General features: G+C 69.3%; 18 protein-coding genes. 14 read left to right on the top strand and 4 right to left on the bottom strand.

The window, feature by feature from the left end; translation table 11 throughout:
- The first annotated feature begins 67 nt into the window (after positions 1-67).
- The 10 genes from V5F53_RS15295 (at position 68) to V5F53_RS15250 (ending at position 12,023) form a co-directional block, all read left to right on the top strand.
- On the top strand, positions 68-1,519 hold the full coding sequence (locus V5F53_RS15295; protein WP_393995001.1) for a murein hydrolase activator EnvC family protein: 1,452 nt from the start codon (positions 68-70) through the stop codon (positions 1,517-1,519).
- Positions 1,516-2,862, top strand: a complete 1,347-nt coding sequence (locus V5F53_RS15290; protein WP_393995410.1) for a S41 family peptidase — start codon at positions 1,516-1,518, stop codon at positions 2,860-2,862. The genes V5F53_RS15295 and V5F53_RS15290 overlap by 4 nt, the downstream gene beginning before the upstream one ends.
- A gap of 478 nt (positions 2,863-3,340) precedes the next feature.
- Positions 3,341-3,901: a F0F1 ATP synthase subunit delta gene (locus V5F53_RS15285; RefSeq protein WP_393995002.1), complete on the top strand. Its 561-nt coding sequence runs from the start codon at positions 3,341-3,343 to the stop codon at positions 3,899-3,901.
- A complete protein-coding gene (gene atpA / locus V5F53_RS15280) occupies positions 3,901-5,430 on the top strand; it encodes a F0F1 ATP synthase subunit alpha (RefSeq protein WP_393995003.1) in 1,530 nt (509 codons plus the stop codon). The genes V5F53_RS15285 and atpA overlap by 1 nt, the downstream gene beginning before the upstream one ends.
- Positions 5,431-5,469: 39 nt before the next feature.
- Entirely contained in the window at positions 5,470-6,345 is an 876-nt protein-coding gene (locus V5F53_RS15275; RefSeq protein WP_393995004.1) for a F0F1 ATP synthase subunit gamma, read from the top strand.
- Positions 6,346-6,379: 34 nt separating this feature from the next.
- Positions 6,380-7,816 (top strand): F0F1 ATP synthase subunit beta, encoded by a 1,437-nt coding sequence (atpD, locus tag V5F53_RS15270; RefSeq protein WP_393995005.1) that lies wholly within the window; start codon positions 6,380-6,382, stop codon positions 7,814-7,816.
- 182 nt (positions 7,817-7,998) lie between these two features.
- The gene (locus V5F53_RS15265; protein ID WP_393995006.1) at positions 7,999-8,520 is read left to right on the top strand and encodes a F0F1 ATP synthase subunit epsilon; all 522 of its coding nucleotides are present in this window, start codon (positions 7,999-8,001) and stop codon (positions 8,518-8,520) included.
- Positions 8,521-9,300: 780 nt separating this feature from the next.
- Positions 9,301-9,723, top strand: coding sequence for a deaminase (locus V5F53_RS15260; protein WP_509212434.1), 423 nt, complete (start codon positions 9,301-9,303; stop codon positions 9,721-9,723).
- A 298-nt stretch (positions 9,724-10,021) separates the two neighbouring features.
- The gene (locus V5F53_RS15255; protein ID WP_393995008.1) at positions 10,022-11,086 is read left to right on the top strand and encodes a YeiH family protein; all 1,065 of its coding nucleotides are present in this window, start codon (positions 10,022-10,024) and stop codon (positions 11,084-11,086) included.
- A gap of 7 nt (positions 11,087-11,093) precedes the next feature.
- Complete coding sequence (locus V5F53_RS15250) at positions 11,094-12,023, top strand: LysR family transcriptional regulator (protein ID WP_393995009.1); 930 nt, start codon at positions 11,094-11,096, stop codon at positions 12,021-12,023.
- Between the two features lie 89 nt (positions 12,024-12,112).
- On the opposite strand, the gene V5F53_RS15245 is transcribed toward V5F53_RS15250, so the two are convergent.
- Positions 12,113-13,090, bottom strand: coding sequence for a magnesium transporter CorA family protein (locus V5F53_RS15245; RefSeq protein WP_393995010.1), 978 nt, complete (start codon positions 13,088-13,090; stop codon positions 12,113-12,115).
- Positions 13,091-13,287: 197 nt separating this feature from the next.
- Positions 13,288-13,500: a hypothetical protein gene (locus V5F53_RS15240; RefSeq protein WP_393995011.1), complete on the bottom strand. Its 213-nt coding sequence runs from the start codon at positions 13,498-13,500 to the stop codon at positions 13,288-13,290.
- A 401-nt stretch (positions 13,501-13,901) separates the two neighbouring features.
- On the opposite strand from V5F53_RS15240, the gene V5F53_RS15235 reads away from it, so the two are divergent.
- The 4 genes from V5F53_RS15235 (at position 13,902) to V5F53_RS15220 (ending at position 17,105) form a co-directional block, all read left to right on the top strand.
- Entirely contained in the window at positions 13,902-14,414 is a 513-nt protein-coding gene (locus V5F53_RS15235) for a L,D-transpeptidase (RefSeq protein WP_393995012.1), read from the top strand.
- A 135-nt stretch (positions 14,415-14,549) separates the two neighbouring features.
- Positions 14,550-15,269: an HAD family hydrolase gene (locus V5F53_RS15230; RefSeq protein WP_393995013.1), complete on the top strand. Its 720-nt coding sequence runs from the start codon at positions 14,550-14,552 to the stop codon at positions 15,267-15,269.
- A gap of 131 nt (positions 15,270-15,400) precedes the next feature.
- Positions 15,401-16,180: a DUF1499 domain-containing protein gene (locus V5F53_RS15225; protein WP_393995014.1), complete on the top strand. Its 780-nt coding sequence runs from the start codon at positions 15,401-15,403 to the stop codon at positions 16,178-16,180.
- 130 nt (positions 16,181-16,310) lie between these two features.
- Positions 16,311-17,105 carry a creatininase family protein gene (locus V5F53_RS15220; RefSeq protein WP_393995015.1) on the top strand — a complete coding sequence of 265 codons (795 nt, stop codon included), beginning with the start codon at positions 16,311-16,313 and terminating at the stop codon, positions 17,103-17,105.
- Between the two features lie 364 nt (positions 17,106-17,469).
- On the opposite strand, the gene V5F53_RS15215 is transcribed toward V5F53_RS15220, so the two are convergent.
- Together V5F53_RS15215 and V5F53_RS15210 are read right to left on the bottom strand one after the other, a co-directional pair.
- Complete coding sequence (locus V5F53_RS15215; RefSeq protein WP_393995016.1) at positions 17,470-18,111, bottom strand: NUDIX domain-containing protein; 642 nt, start codon at positions 18,109-18,111, stop codon at positions 17,470-17,472.
- Entirely contained in the window at positions 18,108-19,751 is a 1,644-nt protein-coding gene (locus V5F53_RS15210; protein WP_393995017.1) for an ABC transporter ATP-binding protein, read from the bottom strand. Before V5F53_RS15210 ends, V5F53_RS15215 begins: the two co-directional genes overlap by 4 nt.
- Position 19,752 lies beyond the last annotated feature (1 nt).

Below are 19,752 nucleotides of genomic sequence, written 5' to 3'. Positions count from 1 at the left end.
CCTGGTGGGAGATACGCCGTCACCGGCCTTTACAACTCCTCAACCCCGGCGCCTTAAGCCTTGGTTCATGATGCTGCGACCCGGCCGGCTCCCGTGCGCCCGAGCGATCGCCCGCGCGATCGCCCTCATCATCGGCCTCGCGGGGCCGGTGGGGCTGGCGCGCGGGCAGGGCGCGGCGGGCGATCCGCCGCCTCGGGTGGTGGCGCCGCCGCCTGCGCCGTTCCAGCCCACGCCCGCGCGTCCTCCGGCCGGCGCGCCGCTGCCGCCGGCTTCGCCGGTGCGGCGCGGCCTGGTGGATACCGAGGCCCTCAAGGCCGATGTGCGCGGCGGGGAGGCGTTCCAGAAGCGCATCGCCGCCGAGCTGGAGGCGGCGCGGGGTGATCGCGCCAAGCTGAACGCCCTGTTGCTGGAAACCGCCGGGCGCTCGCGGGCGGTGGAACAGCAGCTGATCGACGTGGAAGCCCGAATCGGCCAGCTCGACCGCTCGTCCGCCGATTTGTCGGCCTCGCTGGCGAAGCGGCGCGGGGTGCTGGCGGAGGTGCTGGCGGCGCTGCTGCGCATGGGGCGCAATCCGCCACCGGCCATGCTGATGCGTCCCGACGACGCCCTGGATGCCGTGCGCTCGGCGATCCTGCTCGGCTCGCTGCTGCCGGAACTGCGGGTGGAGGCGGAAACCCTCGCCTCCGATCTGTCGGAACTGGTGCGCGTGCGCGCGGAGCTGGGCGAGGCGCGGGAGAGCCTGGGCCAGCTGCGGGTGGCGCTGGACGAGGACCACAAGCGTCTTGCCGCCTTGGTGAACGAGCGCCAGCGCCGGCAGAGCGAGGACCATCCCCTGCCGCAGGGGGAGAAGGCGCAAGCCGATTCGGTGGCTCGGAGCACCGCCGATGTGCACGATCTCGTGACCAGACTGGAAACCGAGGTCCCCCCCGCCGCCCGCGCCGCCGACGCCGCTCGGGCGGGGGCCGGCCCGGCGGTGCCGGCGGGACCCGCGTCCGCCGTCCCCGCGAACCCGGCGCGAATGGCCCCTGCGGTCGCCTTCGCGGACGCCAAGGGCTTGTTGCCGCTACCGGTTGCCGGCGTGCGCCTGCGCGAGTTCGGAACCGCCGACGACGTGGGCGCGGCGGCCAAGGGGCTCAGCATCGCCACCCGTGCCGGGGCGCCGGTGACGGCGCCGGCGGACGGCTGGGTGGTCTATGCCGGCCCGTTCCGCAGCTATGGCCAACTCTTGATCATCAACGCGGGCGGCGGATACCATATCTTGATGGCGGGCATGGAGAAGATCACCGTGGACCTGGGCCAGTTCGTTCTCGCCGGCGAGCCGGTGGCGATCATGGGCGGCTTGGCGCGTCCCGGCGCCGGGACGGTTCCAGGCAAGTCGGCACCGGGCGTGGCGGCCGGTCTCCCCCTTGGCACAGCCTCGGGACAGCCCCAATTGTATGTTGAATTCCGCAAGGACGGAGTCTCCATAGATCCTGCCCCCTGGTGGGCGGCAACGGACAGTCGGAAGGTGCGCGGATAATGCGTCGGACATCCCTTTTTCTTTTCGGCGTTGCGGCCGGCGCCCTCGTGGCGGTTGCCGCGGTGCAGCCGCGCGCCCTTCTCGGCATGGCGGCGGAAGCGGCCTCTTCGGATACCTATCGTCAGCTCAATCTCTTCGGCGACGTGTTCGAGCGGGTGCGCTCGGACTATGTGGAGAAGCCCGAGGACGCGAAGCTGATCGAGGCGGCCATCAACGGCATGCTGCAGTCGCTCGACCCCCATTCCTCCTACATGGACGCGAAGAATCACCGCGACATGCAGGTGCAGACCAAGGGCGAGTTCGGCGGCCTCGGCATCGAGGTGACCATGGAGGACGGCCTGGTGAAGGTGGTTGCTCCCATGGAGGACACCCCCGCCGCCAAGGCCGGCGTGCTGGCCGGCGACCTCATCACCAAGCTCAATGGCGACCAGGTGCAGGGCATGACCCTGAACGAGGCCGTGGACAAGATGCGCGGCGCGGTGGGCACCCCCATCACCCTCACCATCGTGCGCAAGGGCGCCGACAAGCCACTCGACCTCAAGGTCACGCGCGACACCATCAAGATCAAGGTGGTGCGCTCGCGGGTGGAGTCCGACGACATCGCCTACATCCGGGTGAACTCGTTCAACGAGCAGACCTTCGACGGCCTCAAGAAGGCCATCGAGGACCTGACCGCGCAGGTGGGGCCGGACAAGATCAAGGGCTACATCATCGACCTGCGCAACAACCCCGGCGGCCTGCTGGACCAGGCCATCGCGGTGTCCGACGCGTTCCTCGACCGGGGCGAGATCGTCTCCACCCGTGGCCGCAATCCGGAGGAGACGCAGCGCTTCAATGCCCGCGGCGGCGACCTCGCCAAGGGCAAGCCGGTGATCGTGCTGGTCAACGGCGGCTCGGCCTCCGCCTCGGAGATCGTCGCCGGCGCTCTGCAGGACCAGAAGCGGGCGACCGTGCTCGGCTCGCGCACCTTCGGCAAGGGTTCGGTGCAGACCATCATTCCGCTGGGGCAGAATGGCGCCCTGCGACTCACCACCGCGCGCTACTACACGCCGGCGGGCCGCTCCATCCAGGCGAAGGGCATCGAGCCTGACATCGTGCTGGTGCAGGACATGCCCGAGGACGTGAAGGCCAAGCTCGGCGCCACCACCGACGGCACCCGTGGCGAGGCCTCGCTGAAGGGGCATCTCAAGAACGGCGAGGATGAGCAGACCGGCTCGCCCTCCTACGTGCCGCCGGACCCCAAGGACGACACCCAGCTCAAGCTGGCGGTGGAGCTGATGAAGGGTACCGTGAAGAACGCGGCCTTCCCCGCGACTCCCAACAAGACCACCCAGGCCAACTGAGCCGGGTGGCCGGCTTCCGGCTGCTGAAAAGTCATGCATGAAAACGCCTCCGCTCAAATTTTGCGCGGAGGCGTTTTCGTAATCCCGGCGCCGCTGCATTCATGCAACGGTGGGCGGCCCGGGACCTCCCGCAACGCAAGGAGCGGCTGCGCCGTTTTCAGGATTTTCCTGCATTTGCGCGGCTTGGAGCATGGGTGCGACGCAACCGCTCCACGCCCCTAGGATGCGTGCCTGCGGCCCGCGCGGGGGCCGTCGGCGCCGCCGCGCGGGCCGCAGGGGGCTCCCGGTGCGGCAATGCGGCCTACATGCCATCCTTCGGTCATGTTGCCGCCCTGATCGGCCTGTGTTAGGCAACCCGTGATTTCGAGGGTGGGGTTTCGCCCGCTGGCGAGGTCGCACTTTATTATTCCCAACAGATCAAGGGCTTGGGTCCCTGCCGGCGCAGGTGCGTTCGGGGGCGGCTGCAAATCCGAGAGAGGTGCGGGTGGCGGATACGATCGTGTCAGGCATGGCGGGGCGCTACGCGACCGCGCTATTCGAACTGGCGGATGAAGCCGGCGCCATTGATTCCGTGAAAGCGGATCTTGATCGCCTGTCGGCTCTCATTGCCGAAAGTGCGGATCTGGCGCGGCTGGTGAAGAGCCCTGTCTTCACGGCCGACGAGCAGCTTACCGCCATCACAGCCATCGTGGAGAGAGCCGGGTTCGGCGAACTCGCGGGCAATTTCGTGAAGCTGGTGGCGCGCAACCGCCGCCTGTTCGCGCTCCCGCAGATGATCGTCGCCTTCACGGCGCAGGTCGCCGCCCGGCGCGGCGAGGTCTCCGCGCAGGTGACGGTGGCTCAGCCCTTGAGCGACGAGCATCTCGCCGCGCTGAAGGCCACGCTGGTTGAGAAGACCGGCAAGGACGTGCAACTCGACGTGACCGTCGATCCGTCCATCCTGGGTGGTCTCGTGGTGAAGCTCGGCTCCCGCATGGTCGATGCTTCGCTGAAGACCAAACTCAATTCTATCCGGCATGCGATGAAAGAGGTCCGCTGATGGACATTCGAGCCGCTGAAATTTCTGCCATCCTCAAGGAGCAGATCCAGAGCTTCGGTCAGGACGCCGAGGTGTCCGAGGTCGGGCAGGTTCTCTCCGTCGGCGACGGCATCGCCCGCGTGTTTGGCCTCGACAATGTCCAGGCCGGCGAGATGGTCGAGTTCGAGAACGGCACGCGCGGCATGGCGCTGAACCTCGAGATCGACAATGTCGGCATCGTGATCTTCGGCTCCGACCGCGAGATCAAGGAAGGCCAGACCGTCAAGCGCACCGGCGCCATCGTCGACGCCCCCGTCGGCAAGGGCCTGCTCGGCCGCGTCGTGGACGCCCTCGGCAACCCGATCGACGGCAAGGGCCCGATCGAGTACACCGAGCGCCGCCGCGTCGACGTGAAGGCGCCCGGCATCATTCCGCGCAAGTCGGTGCATGAGCCCATGCAGACCGGCCTCAAGGCCATCGACGCGCTGATCCCGATCGGCCGTGGCCAGCGCGAGCTGATCATCGGCGACCGCCAGACCGGCAAGACCGCCGTCGCCCTCGACGCCATCCTGAACCAGAAGCCCATCAACCAGGGCACTGACGAGAAGGCCAAGCTCTACTGCGTGTACGTCGCGGTGGGCCAGAAGCGTTCCACCGTCGCCCAGTTCGTGAAGGTGCTGGAAGAGCAGGGCGCGCTCGAGTATTCGATCGTCGTCGCCGCCACCGCCTCCGACGCGGCCCCCATGCAGTTCCTGGCGCCGTTCACCGGCACCGCCATGGGCGAGTTCTTCCGCGACAACGGCATGCACGCCCTGATCATCCACGACGACCTGTCCAAGCAGGCCGTGGCCTATCGTCAGATGTCGCTGCTGCTGCGCCGTCCTCCGGGCCGCGAAGCCTATCCCGGCGACGTGTTCTACCTCCACTCCCGCCTGCTGGAGCGCGCCGCCAAGCTGAACGACGCCAATGGCGCCGGCTCGCTGACCGCCCTCCCGGTGATCGAGACCCAGGCCAACGACGTGTCGGCCTACATCCCGACCAACGTGATCTCCATCACCGACGGTCAGATCTTCCTCGAGTCCGACCTGTTCTACCAGGGCATCCGCCCGGCGGTGAACGTCGGCCTGTCGGTGTCGCGCGTGGGCTCTTCGGCCCAGATCAAGGCGATGAAGCAGGTGGCCGGCAAGATCAAGGGCGAGCTCGCCCAGTATCGCGAGCTCGCCGCCTTCGCCCAGTTCGGCTCGGACCTCGACGCCTCGACCCAGAAGCTGCTGAACCGCGGCGCCCGCCTCACCGAGCTGCTCAAGCAGAGCCAGTTCGCGCCCCTCAAGGTGGAGGAGCAGGTGGCGGTCATCTATGCCGGCACCAACGGCTATCTGGATCCGCTGCCGGTCTCCAAGGTGCGGGCGTTCGAGCAGGGTCTGCTGCTGGCCCTGCGTTCCCAGCATCCGGAGATCCTGGAGGCGATCCGCACGTCCAAGGAGCTGTCCAAGGACACCGCCGAGAAGTTGACGAAGGCGCTGGACGCTTTCGCCAAGAGCTTTAGCTGAGCGGCGCTGGTCGTTCCTCGAACCTGACGGACGGGCGCGATGGCGAGTCTGAAGGACCTTAGAAACCGCATCGCCTCGGTGAAGGCGACGCAGAAGATCACCAAGGCGATGCAGATGGTCGCCGCGGCGAAGCTGCGTCGCGCCCAGCTGGCGGCGGAAGCCGCCCGGCCCTATGCCGAGCGCATGGAGTCGGTGCTGGGCAACCTTGCCGCGGGCCTTGTGGGCAATTCCCAGGCGCCGGTGCTGCTGGCCGGCACCGGCCAGGCGCAGACCCATCTGCTCCTGGTCTGCACCGGCGAGCGTGGCCTGTGCGGTGGCTTCAACAGCTCCATCGTGCGTCTGGCGCGCGAGAAGGCGCAGGCCCTGATCGCGGAAGGCAAGGAGGTGAAAATCCTCTGCGTCGGCCGCAAGGGCGCGGAGCAACTGCGGCGCATCTACCCCGACCGCATCCTTGAGGTGGTCGACCTGCGGGCGGTGCGCACGCTCGGCTTCAAGGAGGCGAACGACATCGCCGCCAAGGTGCTGGGCCTGCTCCATGCCGGATCGTTCGACGTCTGCACGCTGTTTTACGCCAACTTCAAGAGCGTGATCCAGCAGGTGCCGACGGCCCAGCAGATCATCCCCGCGACCTTCCCCGAGCGCGACACCAGCGAGGCGGGGCCGGTCTATGAATACGAGCCGACGGAAGAGGAGATCCTGGCCGATCTCCTGCCGCGCAACATTGCGGTTCAGATCTTCCGCGCGCTGCTGGAAAATCAGGCGTCCTTCTACGGTGCGCAGATGAGCGCCATGGACAACGCCACCCGCAACGCGGGCGACATGATCAAGAAGCAGACGCTCATCTATAACCGCAGCCGCCAGGCCATGATCACGAAGGAACTCATCGAGATCATCTCTGGCGCCGAGGCCCTCTGACGCCTCGCGACCGAAGATACGAAGGACGACGAAAATGGCGAATAAGGTCGGACGCATCACCCAGGTCATCGGCGCCGTCGTCGACGTACAGTTCGACGCTCACCTGCCGGCGATCCTCAATGCGCTGGAAACCACCAACCAGGGCAACCGTCTGGTGCTCGAGGTGGCGCAGCATCTCGGCGAGAACACCGTGCGCACCATCGCCATGGACGCCACCGAGGGGCTCGTGCGCGGTCAGCCGGTCACCGATACCGACGCCCCGATCCAGGTGCCGGTCGGCGACGGCACCCTCGGCCGCATCATGAACGTCATCGGCGAGCCGGTGGACGAGCTGGGGCCGATCTCCTACGAGACCCGCCGCGGCATCCACCAGCCGGCCCCCTCCTACGCGGAGCAGGCCACCGAGGCGGAGATCCTGGTCACCGGCATCAAGGTCGTTGACCTGCTGGCGCCCTATTCCAAGGGCGGCAAGGTGGGCCTGTTCGGCGGCGCCGGCGTGGGCAAGACCGTGCTCATCATGGAACTCATCAACAACGTGGCGAAGGCGCACGGCGGCTTCTCCGTGTTCGCCGGCGTGGGTGAGCGCACCCGTGAGGGCAACGATCTCTACCACGAGATGATCGAGTCCAACGTGAACAAGGACCCGCACGAGAACGGCGGTTCCGCCGCCGGCTCCAAGTGCGCCCTGGTGTACGGCCAGATGAACGAGCCGCCCGGCGCCCGCGCCCGTGTCGCTCTGACCGGCCTGACCGTGGCGGAGCACTTCCGTGACCAGGGCCAGGACGTGCTGTTCTTCGTGGACAACATCTTCCGCTTCACCCAGGCCGGCTCGGAAGTGTCGGCTCTGCTCGGGCGCATCCCGTCGGCGGTGGGCTATCAGCCGACGCTCGCCACCGACATGGGCGCCCTGCAGGAGCGCATCACCACCACCACCAAGGGCTCGATCACCTCGGTGCAGGCCATCTACGTGCCGGCCGACGACCTGACCGACCCGGCGCCCGCGGCCTCGTTCGCCCACTTGGACGCCACCACCGTGCTGTCCCGCTCCATCGCGGAAAAGGGCATCTATCCGGCGGTGGACCCGCTCGACTCGACCTCGCGCATGCTGTCTCCCGCCATCCTTGGCGACGAGCATTACAACACCGCGCGCGCCGTGCAGCAGACCCTGCAGCGCTACAAGGCCCTGCAGGACATCATCGCCATCCTCGGCATGGACGAGCTGAGCGAAGAGGACAAGCTGACGGTGGCGCGCGCCCGCAAGATCGAGCGCTTCCTGTCGCAGCCGTTCCACGTGGCTGAGGTGTTCACCGGCTCGCCGGGCAAGCTGGTGGACCTCAAGGACACCATCTCTGGCTTCAAGGGCCTGGTGGAAGGCAAGTACGACTACCTGCCCGAGCAGGCCTTCTACATGGTCGGCTCCATCGACGAAGCCATCGAGAAGGGCAAGAAGCTGGCCGCTGAAGCGGCCTGAGCCGGGCGCGCGGGGAACGCCGCGCGACGGTCCCCGGGGGCGGATATCCTCCGGGGCACGGCTTGGACGGGCGTTGCAGTGCTCGCCTGAACTCATGGCCCGGATGACGGTGACGTCGTCCGGCCAGCCATCGGCGGAAGCCGGGCGCGCCCGGGTCCAAGGAGCGGCGCGCGTAGTGAGGGATGATCGGCGAGAACGCCGATGCCCGCCGGTTTTCCGGGCACCGGACAGGCGCCGGGGACGGGGGCGGGACATCCGGAGACAAGGAACCGGGGACGACGGACATGGCGAGCTTATCCTTTGAACTGGTTTCGCCCGAGCGGCTGGTGTTCTCCGGCGCGGTGGCCGAGGTGATCGTGCCCGGTGCCGAGGGCGAATTCGGCGTGCTGGCGGGCCATGCCCCGTTCATCGGCACGCTGAAGGCGGGCATTCTCACCATCAAGAGCGACGGGACGCCGAAGCGCTATTTCGTGCGCGGCGGGTTTGCCGAAGTGAATCAGGCCGGTCTGACCGTGCTCGCCGAAGAAGCCAAGCCGGTGGACGAGATCGACTTGGCGACGCTGCGGCAGCAGATCCAGGACGCCAAGGAAGATGTGGTCGACGCCAAGGGCGACGAGGCCCGCCAGCGTGCCGAGCGGCAGCTCGCGGACTTGGAGCAGGTGGCCGATGCGCTGGAGCGCGGCTTCGGCGGGGCCGCGCACTGACGTTGCCGCTGTGGGATTTGCGAAAGGCCGGGCTTGAGCCCGGCCTTTTTGCATTTAAGGCATCGCCCTGGCGCGCTCCGGCGGGATGGTGCGGGGGCAGAGCAAAGGCCCGTGAGATTGACTTATACCAAAGGCCCATGAGCGTGACTCATGGGCCTTTGGTCAAGCCCGCGCGGCCCTTGAGCGGACCCACTTGGCGCCGGTCGAAGACCGGGGCCGATGGTATTAAGGGGCTTTGGTCAGGCCTGTGTCGCGCTTGAGCGGACCCACGTGAGTGGACCCGCTTGACACCGGTCGAGCGCCGGGGCGGACGGCATCAGCCGGGGCTCATAAGGGGAGCGGTCTTGTTCCGGCTTGGCGCTCCGCGGGGAGATGGCGTGCTGTGCCGACGGCAGTAATCGGGAAGCGGCGTGATCGCGCGGCGAACGCCATGACCGATAACGCGCCTGGTGATAGCGGGCGTGGTGTCCAGGGGCGGGCCCGGGACCCATCGGGCGCCCGCCAACCGGCCCAAGCGGGGCCACATCGGTTGCCGGCACGCGCTTGCGGCGCGGGGAGCGGCGCGGTGTCGTGATGCTCAATCACGGCGTTCGGGAGGCGGCGATGGGGCATGAAGGACGCGGATGCGGGCTCGCAAGACCGGCGGCAGGGCGGCTCAGCCGGCGGGCGGTGCTGGCGGGCATCGGCGGGATGACGGGGGGCGGGGTGATGGCGCTTTTCGCTCCCTCCGCGCGGGCTGAGGCGGAGGATGTGCCGCCCCGCCCGGAGGACGAGGGCCTGATGCGTGAGGCAATCGCCTTGGCGCAGACGTCGGATTTTCCCTTCGGCGCGATCATCGCCCGCGACGGCGAGGTCCTGGCGCGCGGGCCCAATCTGGGCAAGAGGCTGGCCGATCCCACCGCCCACGCGGAAATGGTGGCGATCCGGCGCTTCATTGCCACCCGCCCGCCGGATGAGCTGCGCGGGGCCACTCTCTACACCTCCGCGGAGCCCTGCCCCATGTGCATCGGCGCCATCATCTGGTCGGGCCTTTCGCGGGTGGTGTTCGGCGCGTCCGTCGATGATCTCGCGCCCCGGATCGGACCCATCGCGCTGTCGGCGCGGGAGGTGGCGCAGCGGACGCCGTTCGCTCGCGTCGCCTTCACCGGCGGCGTGCTGCGTGCGGAGGCGCTGGCCTTGTTCGAGCGCCGCGCGACGCCCTGATACCAAAGACCCGTAAGCTTGACACATGGGCTTTGGGTCAAGCCCGCGCGGCGCTTGAACGGCCCTACTTGGGCGGGACCCTCTTGGCGCCGGCCGAAGACCGGGGCCGCCGGTATGAGTGGGTGGTGTCGCCTGGGGGCGGTGTCGGAGCGGGTGGAGGAGCCGGTCCGGGCGTTTGACGAGACGCGGGGCGAGGCTCGATTATGACAAGTAAGTTCGATTATATGTAGAAATATAACATGATAGATCGATGACCTGTTCGGGCCGAAGGTGCGTCTCACGAACAGGGGAGACCATCATGGTCGATCAGACACCACCTTTTGCGGCACCGGCGGTGCCGCGTCCGCTCCTTGGACTGGCGCTCGATCGCCTGCGCCGGGGGATCGTGCCGGGCCTCGCGCTGACCGGCGCCATCGCCGGTTGCGCTTACGGCGTCAGGTTGGCGCCGGGCCTCGGTGTGGCGAGCCCGCTGGTGATCGCCATCGTGATTGGCATGGTGTTCCACAATGTGGTCGGCACGCCTGCGGCGGCGAGCCCTGGCGTGAAGTTCGCGTTGCGCCGGGTGCTGCGGTTCGCGGTGGTGCTGCTGGGCCTTCAGCTCACCGTCGCGCAGGTGCGCACCGTGGGCCTGGTGGGGTTCGGGATTGTCGCGGCAACGCTGGCCTGCACCTTCTTTCTCACCCGCTGGCTGGGCCGGCTGATGGGGGTCGAGGCCCGGCTGGCGGAGCTGATCGCCGCTGGCACCGCCGTGTGCGGCGCCTCGGCGGTGATCGCGACCAACACCGTCACCCGCGGCTCGGACGAGGACGTGGCCTATGCGGTGGCGTGTGTCACGGTGTTCGGCTCGCTGTCGATGCTGCTGATGCCGACGCTGCTGCCCTGGACCGGGCTTGACGCGCACGCCTACGGCCTGTGGACCGGCGCCTCGATCCACGAGGTGGCACAGGTGGTGGCCGCTGCCTTCCAGGGGGGGCAGGCCGCGGGCGAGTTCGGCACCGTGGCGAAGCTGTCGCGGGTGATGCTGCTGGCGCCGCTGGTGCTGGGCCTTGGCGCGGTCGCGCTCTGGAAGGCGCGCGGCGGCAGCGCGGCCGGACAGGCCCGTCCCCCGGTGCCGTGGTTCGTGTTCGGCTTCGTGGCGATGGTGATGGTGAACAGCGCCGGCCTGGTGCCCGCCGACCTGAAGGCGACGTTGGTCACCCTGACGACCTTCCTGCTGGCGGTGGCGCTCGCGGCCATGGGGCTGGAGACCGACATCGGCAAGCTGCGCCGGAAAGGCCTGCGGCCGCTGGCGCTCGGGGCCGCCGCCTGGCTGTTCATCTCGGTGTTCAGCTTTATCCTGATCGCCGCCTTCGCGAATGGATGACACCGCCATGACCCTGGACCAGCTGCGGGTGTTCGCCATGGTGGCGGAGCACCTCCATATGACCCGTGCCGCCGAACGGCTGCACATGACGCAATCGGCGGTCAGCGCCTCGGTGGCGGCGCTGGAGGCCTCCTGCGCGGTGGCGCTGTTTCACCGGGTGGGACGCCGCATCGAGCTGACGGACGCGGGCACCAGCTTGCTGCCAGAGGCCCGCGCCATCCTCGCGCGGGTGGAAGCGGCACAAACGGTGCTGGCCGACCTGTCGGGCCTCAAGCGCGGCCATCTGGTCCTCAAGGCCAGCCAGACCATCGCCAACTACTGGATGGGCCCGCTGCTCCATCGCTTCCGCCAGCTTTATCCCGAGATCACGCTGTCCCTGTCGGTGGGCAACACAGCGCAGGTGGCGGCGGCGGTGCTGGCGGGGGAGGTGGACATGGGCTTTGCGGAGGGAGAGGTGAGCGAGCCTCTGCTGGCGCGCAGCCCCATTCCAGGCGACCGCATGGTGCTGGTGGTTCCGGCGGCGCATCCCTGGGTGGGGCGGGCGGACATCGCGCCGGCCGATCTCCTGGAACTGCCGGTCGTGCTGCGCGAGGCGGGCTCGGGCACCCGGCAGATGTTCGAAAGCGCCCTGCGGGGGGCCGGCGTGGCACCGGAGCGGCTCCGGGTGGCGCTGGAGCTGCCGTCCAACGAGGCGGTGCTCAGCGCCGTCATCGCCGGGGCAGGGGCAACGGTGATCTCGGATCTGGTGGCGCGGGCGGGCCTTGCCGCCGGCACCCTGGCGGTGTTGCCGCTGGCCCTGCCGCCCCGCCGCTTCCATGCGCTGCGGCACGCGGACCGCTACCATTCCCGCGCCGCCGCAGCCCTGCTGGCGCTGGCGCGCGAGCCCGTGGCCAGCGCCATGCCCGGCGGCGGGGACAGCCCGCCGCGAACGGCTTGACATCCTCTGGATGGACTGGCGCCGTCACCTCGGCCGGAGGCGGCGGCGCCGTCTCGACGGGGGCGGGCCGGGACGGGGCCGGTCGGATGCTACAGCCAGCCGCGCCACTTGAAGAAGACATAGGGCACGATTGCGGAAATCACCATCGCGGCGAGCGTGGTCGGATAGCCATAGGTCCAGCTCAGCTCCGGTATGTTCTGAAAGTTCATGCCATAGACCGAGGCGATCAGGGTCGGGGGCATCAGCACCACGGTGAGCACCGCGAAAATCTTGATGATGTTGTTCTGCTCCAGGCCCACCATGCCGATGGTGGCGTCGAGGAGGAACTGCAGCTTCCCGCTCAGGAAGGCGGCGTAGTCGCTGAGGCCGCCGACGTCGCGGCTCATGGACTTGATGCTGGCGCGGGCGTCGGGCGAGACCGCGTGCCCGTCCAGCTCGGCCCCGAAGAAGGACAGCAGGCGCTGGAGCGAGGCGAGGCTTTCGCGCGCGGCGGAGATCAGTCCTTCCTTGCGGCCGATCTGCGACAGCAGGGCGCGGTAGCGCTGGTTGGCGTCGGCGGCGTTGGGGGCCGGGGCGAAGATCTGGGTGGAGGTGACCTCCACGTCGGCGGCGATCTGCTCCAGCACGTCGGCGGCGCGATCGACGATGGCTTCGAGCAATTCGATGAGGATGGTCTCGCCGCTGGCGCCGGGCGGCGCGGCGCGGGTCAGGTGGGCAGCGGTGGTGGCGAAGGCGCGCGGCTCGCCATAGCGCACGGTGACCAGTCGCGGCGAGGCGAGGATGAAGGTGACGGCCTGCACGGTGGGGGCGGCGCTGTCGGAGCCGCACAGCAAAGCGGCGGTCATGTAGCGCGCGCCGTTTTCCGTGTAGAGTCGGCTCGACGGCTCGATTTCCCGCATCTCCTCCCGGGTCGGCACCGCGACACCGGTGAGGCGCTCCACCGCGATGTCGTCGCCGGCCTTCGGCGCGAACATGTCGATCCACACGGATTCGCGCGGGATGGGGAGACCCGAGGCAACCGGGATCGCCTTCAGGGCGGATCCCTCGACACTGTAGGCGACGAGCATGGGTGGACCTTCGCAGCAGGGCCGCCCTTCTATCTCAGCCCCCGCCCGGAGGAAATGATCCGAGCGGCGAACGCTGTGCGGACGGGCCCGCTTCCCGGCGCGCTCACCGCCTGCCGGGGCGGGGCTTGCGCGATGTCCGTCGCCGTCCCCCGCGATGGACGCGGGCCCGTGTCACGCCGACTGTCCGCTGCGTGGCGTCACGCGGCGAAGTAGTCGATGTCGCGAAGGGTCACCACCCGATTCGCGCCGTTGGCGGCCTTGGCCTCGGCGGCGTGCTTCTCGCTGGCCTGATGGGCGGCGGCGGCGACGGAGGCGATGCCGATCTCGCGCCACTGCTTGCTCTGCGCCTGCCGCGTCAGATCCGCCTGGGGCGCGGGCTGCTGCGTGGACGACGGCTGTTCCGTGGACATCTTCTTCTCCCTTGACACGCCCCCGCGCCGTGCGGGGGGACTCGACGATGAGACGCCTTACAGATGAGCATCGACTGCGTCGAAACTGTGCAGCGGATGCGACTTCTCTAAGGTCATGCCCCCAGGAAGCGCTTAAATGCTTGAGAAACTCCAAACGAGGCTGACGAAAGGAAAGCCTGTGCGGCATTTCTGCAACGCTCCGGAAGAACGGCACGCCGGTGAACGTTGGACTCTTCAAGCGCCTTCCACATTCGGTTAATCCAAACGGGAGATTTCGATTCCTCCTTGCGAGGCATGAGGAAGAGGCGGACATGATGTGGCGGGCGGCAGGGGCGCTTCTGCTCGGGTTGGCACTTACGGGTTGTGTGTCGGAGAGCTACTCACCTGCCCCGACGGCGGCGATGACCGCACGGGACAAGCAGCTCCTCGCGAATGCACCATATCCGAAGGTGAAGCCCGAAGGGCAGTATGCGCGGCACGTGGTGGAGTATCCGACCAATAAAAAGCCGGGCACGATCATCATCGACACCCCGAACAAGTTCCTTTACTTCGTCGAAGACAAGGGGCAGGCCATCCGCTACGGCGTGACCGTGGGCGAGGAGAGCCTCGCGTTCCGTGGCGCCGCGAAGGTTGGCCGCAAGGCCGAATGGCCGAGCTGGACCCCCACGCCGGAGATCCATCAGCGCATCGCCGGCCTGCCGTCCTATGTGGCGCCGGGGCCGCACAACCCGATGGGCGCCCGCGCCATGTACCTCTACCAGGGCAATCAGGACACCCTGTTCCGCATCCACGGTACCAACCAGCCCGAGCTGCTCGGCCAGGCCATCTCCTCCGGCTGCATCCGCATGCTGAACGAGGATGTGATCGACCTCTACAGCCGGGTTCCGGTGGGCACCGAAGTGGTGGTGCTCTGAACCGGGCTTCGGTTTGCTTGAGTGTATGAACGAAGGGCGCGGCGCGGGCCGCGCCCTTCGTCGTTTTTCACCCCCGGGTCGCCGCGCCGGGGCCTGGGCGGCGAGGGGGCGGCGGAACGCGGGGCATCGGCACGCATGAACGACATCGAGGCCGTGTTGTTCGACAAGGACGGCACCCTGGTCGATTTCGACCGGACCTGGGGCCCCGCGGCGGGCGCGGTGATGGCGGTCCTGGCGGACGGGGATGCCGCGCGCCTCGCGGCGCTCCAGGCGGTGAGCGAATATCAGCCGGATGAGCGCCGCTTCCTGCCCTCCTCGCCCCTGGTCGCCGGTTCGTCGGCGGACTACGGGCCGTTGTGGGCGCGGGTGCTGGACGTGCCGCCGGCTGCCGCGTTCCTGGCGCGCATCGACGACCTGTTCGCGCGGGAGGGGCTGCGCTTCCTCACCCCGATCGGCGATCCCGCACGCACCCTGGCGCGCCTCGCGGGATCGGGGCTGGCCCTGCACATGGTGACCAACGATGCCGAGCTGAATGCCCGCCAGCAGATCGCCGCCCTCGGTCTCACCCCGTGGCTGGATCAGGTCTATGGCTATGATTCGGGCTATGGCGCGAAGCCCGGCCCGGGCATGGTGCTCGCCTGTGCGGCCCGGGGTGGCCATGCGCCGGAGCGGGTGGCTGTCGTCGGCGATACCGCGCACGACCTCGATGCCGCCCGCGCCGCCGGTGCCCGCTTCATCCTGGTGCGCAGCGGGCCGGCACCGGTGGCGCACCTGGCCGCCGCTGCGGATCTCGTCATCGACAGCGTCGACGACCTGCCGGAGGTCCTGGCCGCCGCCGCGTCCCGCGCGCGCTGACGCCGGACGCGCGGCCGCCTCGAACGCTCGACGCCCCTTTGCCGAGCCCCTTTGCCAAGCCCCCTTGCCAAGCTGGCCGGGGTCGGCCATCTCAGAAGCTGCCACGTTCGGCGGGCGGATGACGGGACACCATGATCAGGCGCCGTCTGTACATTGAGGAGCGCGTCTCGCCCACCGCCCGGTGGAGCTTCCGCTTCGCCTTGTTCGCGGTGCCGGTGCTGGTGCTTTCGGTGCTGCTGTATCGTCTGGGCCTGCTGGACTTCACCCTGGCGACGGTGGCGTTCGCCGCCGGCCTGCTGGTGGCGGTGGTCGGGGGCCTGCTGGGGGTCATCGCCTTCTTCATCACCTGGGAAAGCGGCTGGATCGGCATCGGCCGGGCGATTGCGGCGGTGGCCCTCGCGGGGGTGGTGCTGGCGGCGCCGGCGGTGGTGATCGCGCGGGGCATGATGCTGCCGGAGCTCGCAGACATCGCCACTGATCCGCAGGACCCGCCCCGGTTCCATGCCCTGCTGCTGGCCCGGCCCCGGGAGGCCAACAGCCACCCCGATCCGACCCCGGAGGCGGCTGAGGCGCAGCGCGCCGGCTATCCCGGCATCAAGCCGGTGGATCTGAGCGCCACGCCGGAGGAGGCGTTCAACGCTGTCCTGGGGCTCGTGCAGAAGCGCGGCTGGCACATTCTCGATGCGGCGCCGCCCCGTGGGACCCAGCGCGACGGCCTGATCGAGGCGGTGGCGGTGTCCCGCATCATGGGCTATCGCAACGACGTGGTGATCCGCATCCGGCCCACGGCCAAGGGGGCGCGGGTGGATATGCGCTCGGCCTCGCGCTATGGCCTGCGCGACCTCGGCTCCAACGCCGAGCGCATTGAAAGCCTGATGGACGATCTGACCGCCGAGCGCCGCAGGCATTGAAGGCAAGCGCCGCAGGCATTGAAGGCAAGCGCCGCAGGCACTGAGAGCAAGCGCCGCAGGCATCGGAGGCAAACGCCGCAGGCACTGAGAGCAGGCGCCGCCCGCGGTGCCGGGCGGCCGGGAGGATGGCATGTTCCTGAGATGGTCCGAGCTTTCATCGCCGGCGGTGGCGGCGCTCGACATGGCGCGCCTGGTGGCGGTGCTGCCGGTGGCGGCGGTGGAGCAGCACGGCCCGCATCTGCCGCTGGGCACGGATCTCTTCATCGCCGAGGGCTATCTTGCCCGCATCGCCGCGCTGGTGCCGGACACGCTCGACGTGGCGGTGCTGCCGATCCAGGCGGTGGGGAAATCCGACGAGCACCAAACCTTCGCCGGCACGCTCACGTTCACGCCCGCCACCGCCCTCGCCGCCTGGGTGGAGCTGGGGGCCTGCCTGGCCCGGGCCGGGGTGCGCCGGCTGGTGTTGATGAACACCCATGGCGGCAACGTGCCGGTGATCGACCTCGTGGCCCGCACGCTCCGTCTCGATCACGGCCTGCTTGTGGCGATGTCTTCCATGCACCGCTTCGGCTATCCGACCGGCCTGTTCGCCGATCATGAGCGTGCCCACGGCATCCATGGCGGCGAGGTGGAGACCTCCTTGATGCTGGCGTTCCGCCCGGAGCTGGTGGACATGGCGCAGGCGGCGGACTTCGTGCCCTATTCGGTGGCCATGGAGGGGGAGTTCCGGCGGCTGCGCGCCAACCACCCGGTGGGGTTCGGCTGGCTGAGCGAAGACCTTAGCCCCGCCGGCGCCATGGGCGATGCGCGCGGCGCCACCGTCGAGAAGGGGGAGGCGGCGGCCGATTTCGGCGCCCGGGCCTTCGTGGAGCTGCTCCAGGACGTGGCGGCCTTCGACCTCGATCGGCTCCACCGGCGGGGCTGAGGCCGAGGGCCTGGGTCTTTGGCAGTGCGGAGCAGGTCGGCGGGGGCGCCGCGCGGGCGCAGTCCAGGCCCCATGCGCCCGCACGCCCCCTGGCACGAGGGCGATCCCTCGTCCGTTGCCGCGCCGGCGGCTTGGCAACGGCGCGCGGCCGTCCCCAAGAGCGGCCGTCCCCAAGAGCGGTCGTCCCTAAAGCGGTCGGCGCAAGCGCGCTCTTGGCGCAGGCGGTGCAAGTGACGCCATTGCGTTTCGGGTCGTCGCCATGCGCGGGCAGGGGCGCGCGGGCAGGGGCGCTCGGGCAGGGGCGCTCAGGCCTGAAACCTGGGCCTCGGGGGCAAGCCTGGGCGGTGCGCCCGGGCCGGACCGCTCAGGCCGGGGGCTTCAGCAGCTCCGTCAGGCGGGCGCGGTTCAGGGCCAGCCATTGCAGGGCGATGATGAGATAGCCGTTGGCGCAGCGGCCCGCCGCCATCATCTCCAGCGCCGCATCCACCGGCAGCGCCAGGGGGCGGATCAGCTCGTCCTCTTCGGCAAGGCCCGCCCGCTCCGGCAGGCCGCCAGAATCCACCTCGGCCAGGAACAAGGTGGCCTGCTCGTCGGTGATGCCGGGGGTGGGCAGCAGGTGCATGAAGGCAACCATGCGGCCGGGCACCAGGCCGGTTTCCTCCGCGCACTCCCGCCGCGCCGCCTCTTCCTCCGGCTCGCCGGGCTCGACGCCGCCGGCGACGATCTCCACCAGCTCGCAGCGCTGCGGGCCGAGCGCCAGATAGGCCGGGAGCCGGAACTGGCGCACCAGCACCACCTGGTCGCGCGCCGGGTCGTAGGCCAGCACCCCCACCACGCGCCCGCCGCGCAGGATGTCTCGGGTCTGGGTCACGACGCCGCCACCGCCGTCGCTGAGGCGGGCGACGTAGCGCTGATAGGGACGGTAGCCGCTGCCGATGGGGGTCGGCCCGTCCACGGTCACGTCGGCGGGGCCATCGCCGGGCGGGGGCGAGAGGCGGCCGCTCATTGCTTCACCACGCCGGCGCCCGCCGTCTCCAGGGCGAAGGCGGCGGCGAACAGGGCGCGGGTGTAGTCCTCGCGCGGGTGCTCGAACACCTCGCGGGCGGGGCCTTCCTCCACCATGCGGCCGTTGCGCATGACGAGGATGCGGCTCGCCAGCGCCGACACCACGCGCAGGTCGTGGGAGATGAACATGAAGGTGAGGTCGCGCCTGCGCTGCAGCGCCCGGAGCAGCTCGACGATCTGCGCCTGGACGATCATGTCGAGGGCGCTGGTGGGCTCGTCCAGCACCACGAAAGTGGGTTCGAGCGCCATGGCGCGGGCGATGGAGATGCGCTGGCGCTGGCCGCCGGAAAATTCGTGCGGATAGCGGTGCCGGGCCTGCGGATCGAGCCCGACGTCAGCCAGCGCGGCGACGACCCGCGCCTCGCGGGCCGGGGGGGAGAGCTGGCGCTGGTGCACCAGCAGGCCCTCTTCCACGATCTCGCCCACCGACATGCGGGGGGAGAGCGAGCCGAACGGGTCCTGGAACACCACCTGCATCTGCGCCCGCAGCGGCTTGAGCGCCTTGAAGCCGAGGCCGTCGATACGCCGGCCCAGGAAGGTCACCGGGCCGGCGCTGGAGATGAGGCGCAGCAGGGCGAGGCCCAGCGTGGTCTTGCCCGATCCGCTCTCCCCCACCACCCCCAGCGTCTCGCCCTTGCGGATGGCGATGGACACCCCGTCCACCGCCTTCACATGGCCGATGGTCTTGCGGAACACGCCGCGCTTGATGGGGAAATGCACCTTGAGATCGTGCGTCTCCACCACCACCGGGGCGGCGGGGGCCAGGGGGGCCGGGTCCGGCTTCGGCTCGGCCTTCAGCAGCGCCTGGGTGTAGGGATGGTGCGGATGGAGGAAGGTGGCCTCGGCGCCGCCCTGCTCCACGATCTCGCCTTTCTGCATCACGCACACCCGGTCGGCGATCTTGCGCACGATGCCGAGGTCGTGGGTGATGAACAGCATGGCCATGCCGAGCCGCGCCTGGAGGTCCTTCAGCAGCTTCAGGATCTGCGCCTGAACGGTCACATCCAGCGCCGTGGTCGGCTCGTCGGCGATCAGCAGGTCGGGTTCGTTGGCGAGCGCCATGGCGATCATGACGCGCTGGCGCTGGCCGCCGGAAAGCTGGTGCGGAAAGGCGGAAAGGCGCTCCTTCGGATTGGGCAGGCCGACCTCGGCGAGCAACTCCAGGGTGCGGGCGCGGGCGGCGGCGGCGCCAAGGCCCCGGTGCAGGGTGAGCATTTCCCCCACCTGCCGCTCGATGGTGTGGAGTGGGTTCAGCGAGCTCATGGGTTCCTGGAACACCATGGTGATCTTGTCGCCGCGCACCCCGCGCAGCTCCGGTTCGGGGATCGTGAGCAGGTCGCGGCCCTGGAACAGGATCTGCCCCGAAGGGTGGCTGGCTGCCGGATAGGGCAGGAGCTTCAGGATCGACAAGGCGGTGACCGATTTGCCGGAACCGCTTTCGCCCACCAGCGCCAGGGTTTCGCCCTTGGCAAGGTCAAACGAGACGGTCTTCACCGCCAGCGCCTCGGCGCCATCGCGCCGGAAGGCAACGGACAGGTCGCGCACGGACAGGAGGGGGGCGGTCATGATGGCAGCGGTCATG

This window comes from Xanthobacter cornucopiae (genome assembly GCF_043195065.2).
Lineage (GTDB): Bacteria > Pseudomonadota > Alphaproteobacteria > Rhizobiales > Xanthobacteraceae > Xanthobacter.
The sequence above is the reverse complement of the archived record's forward strand: the minus strand, read 5'-3'. Positions and strand labels throughout refer to the sequence as shown.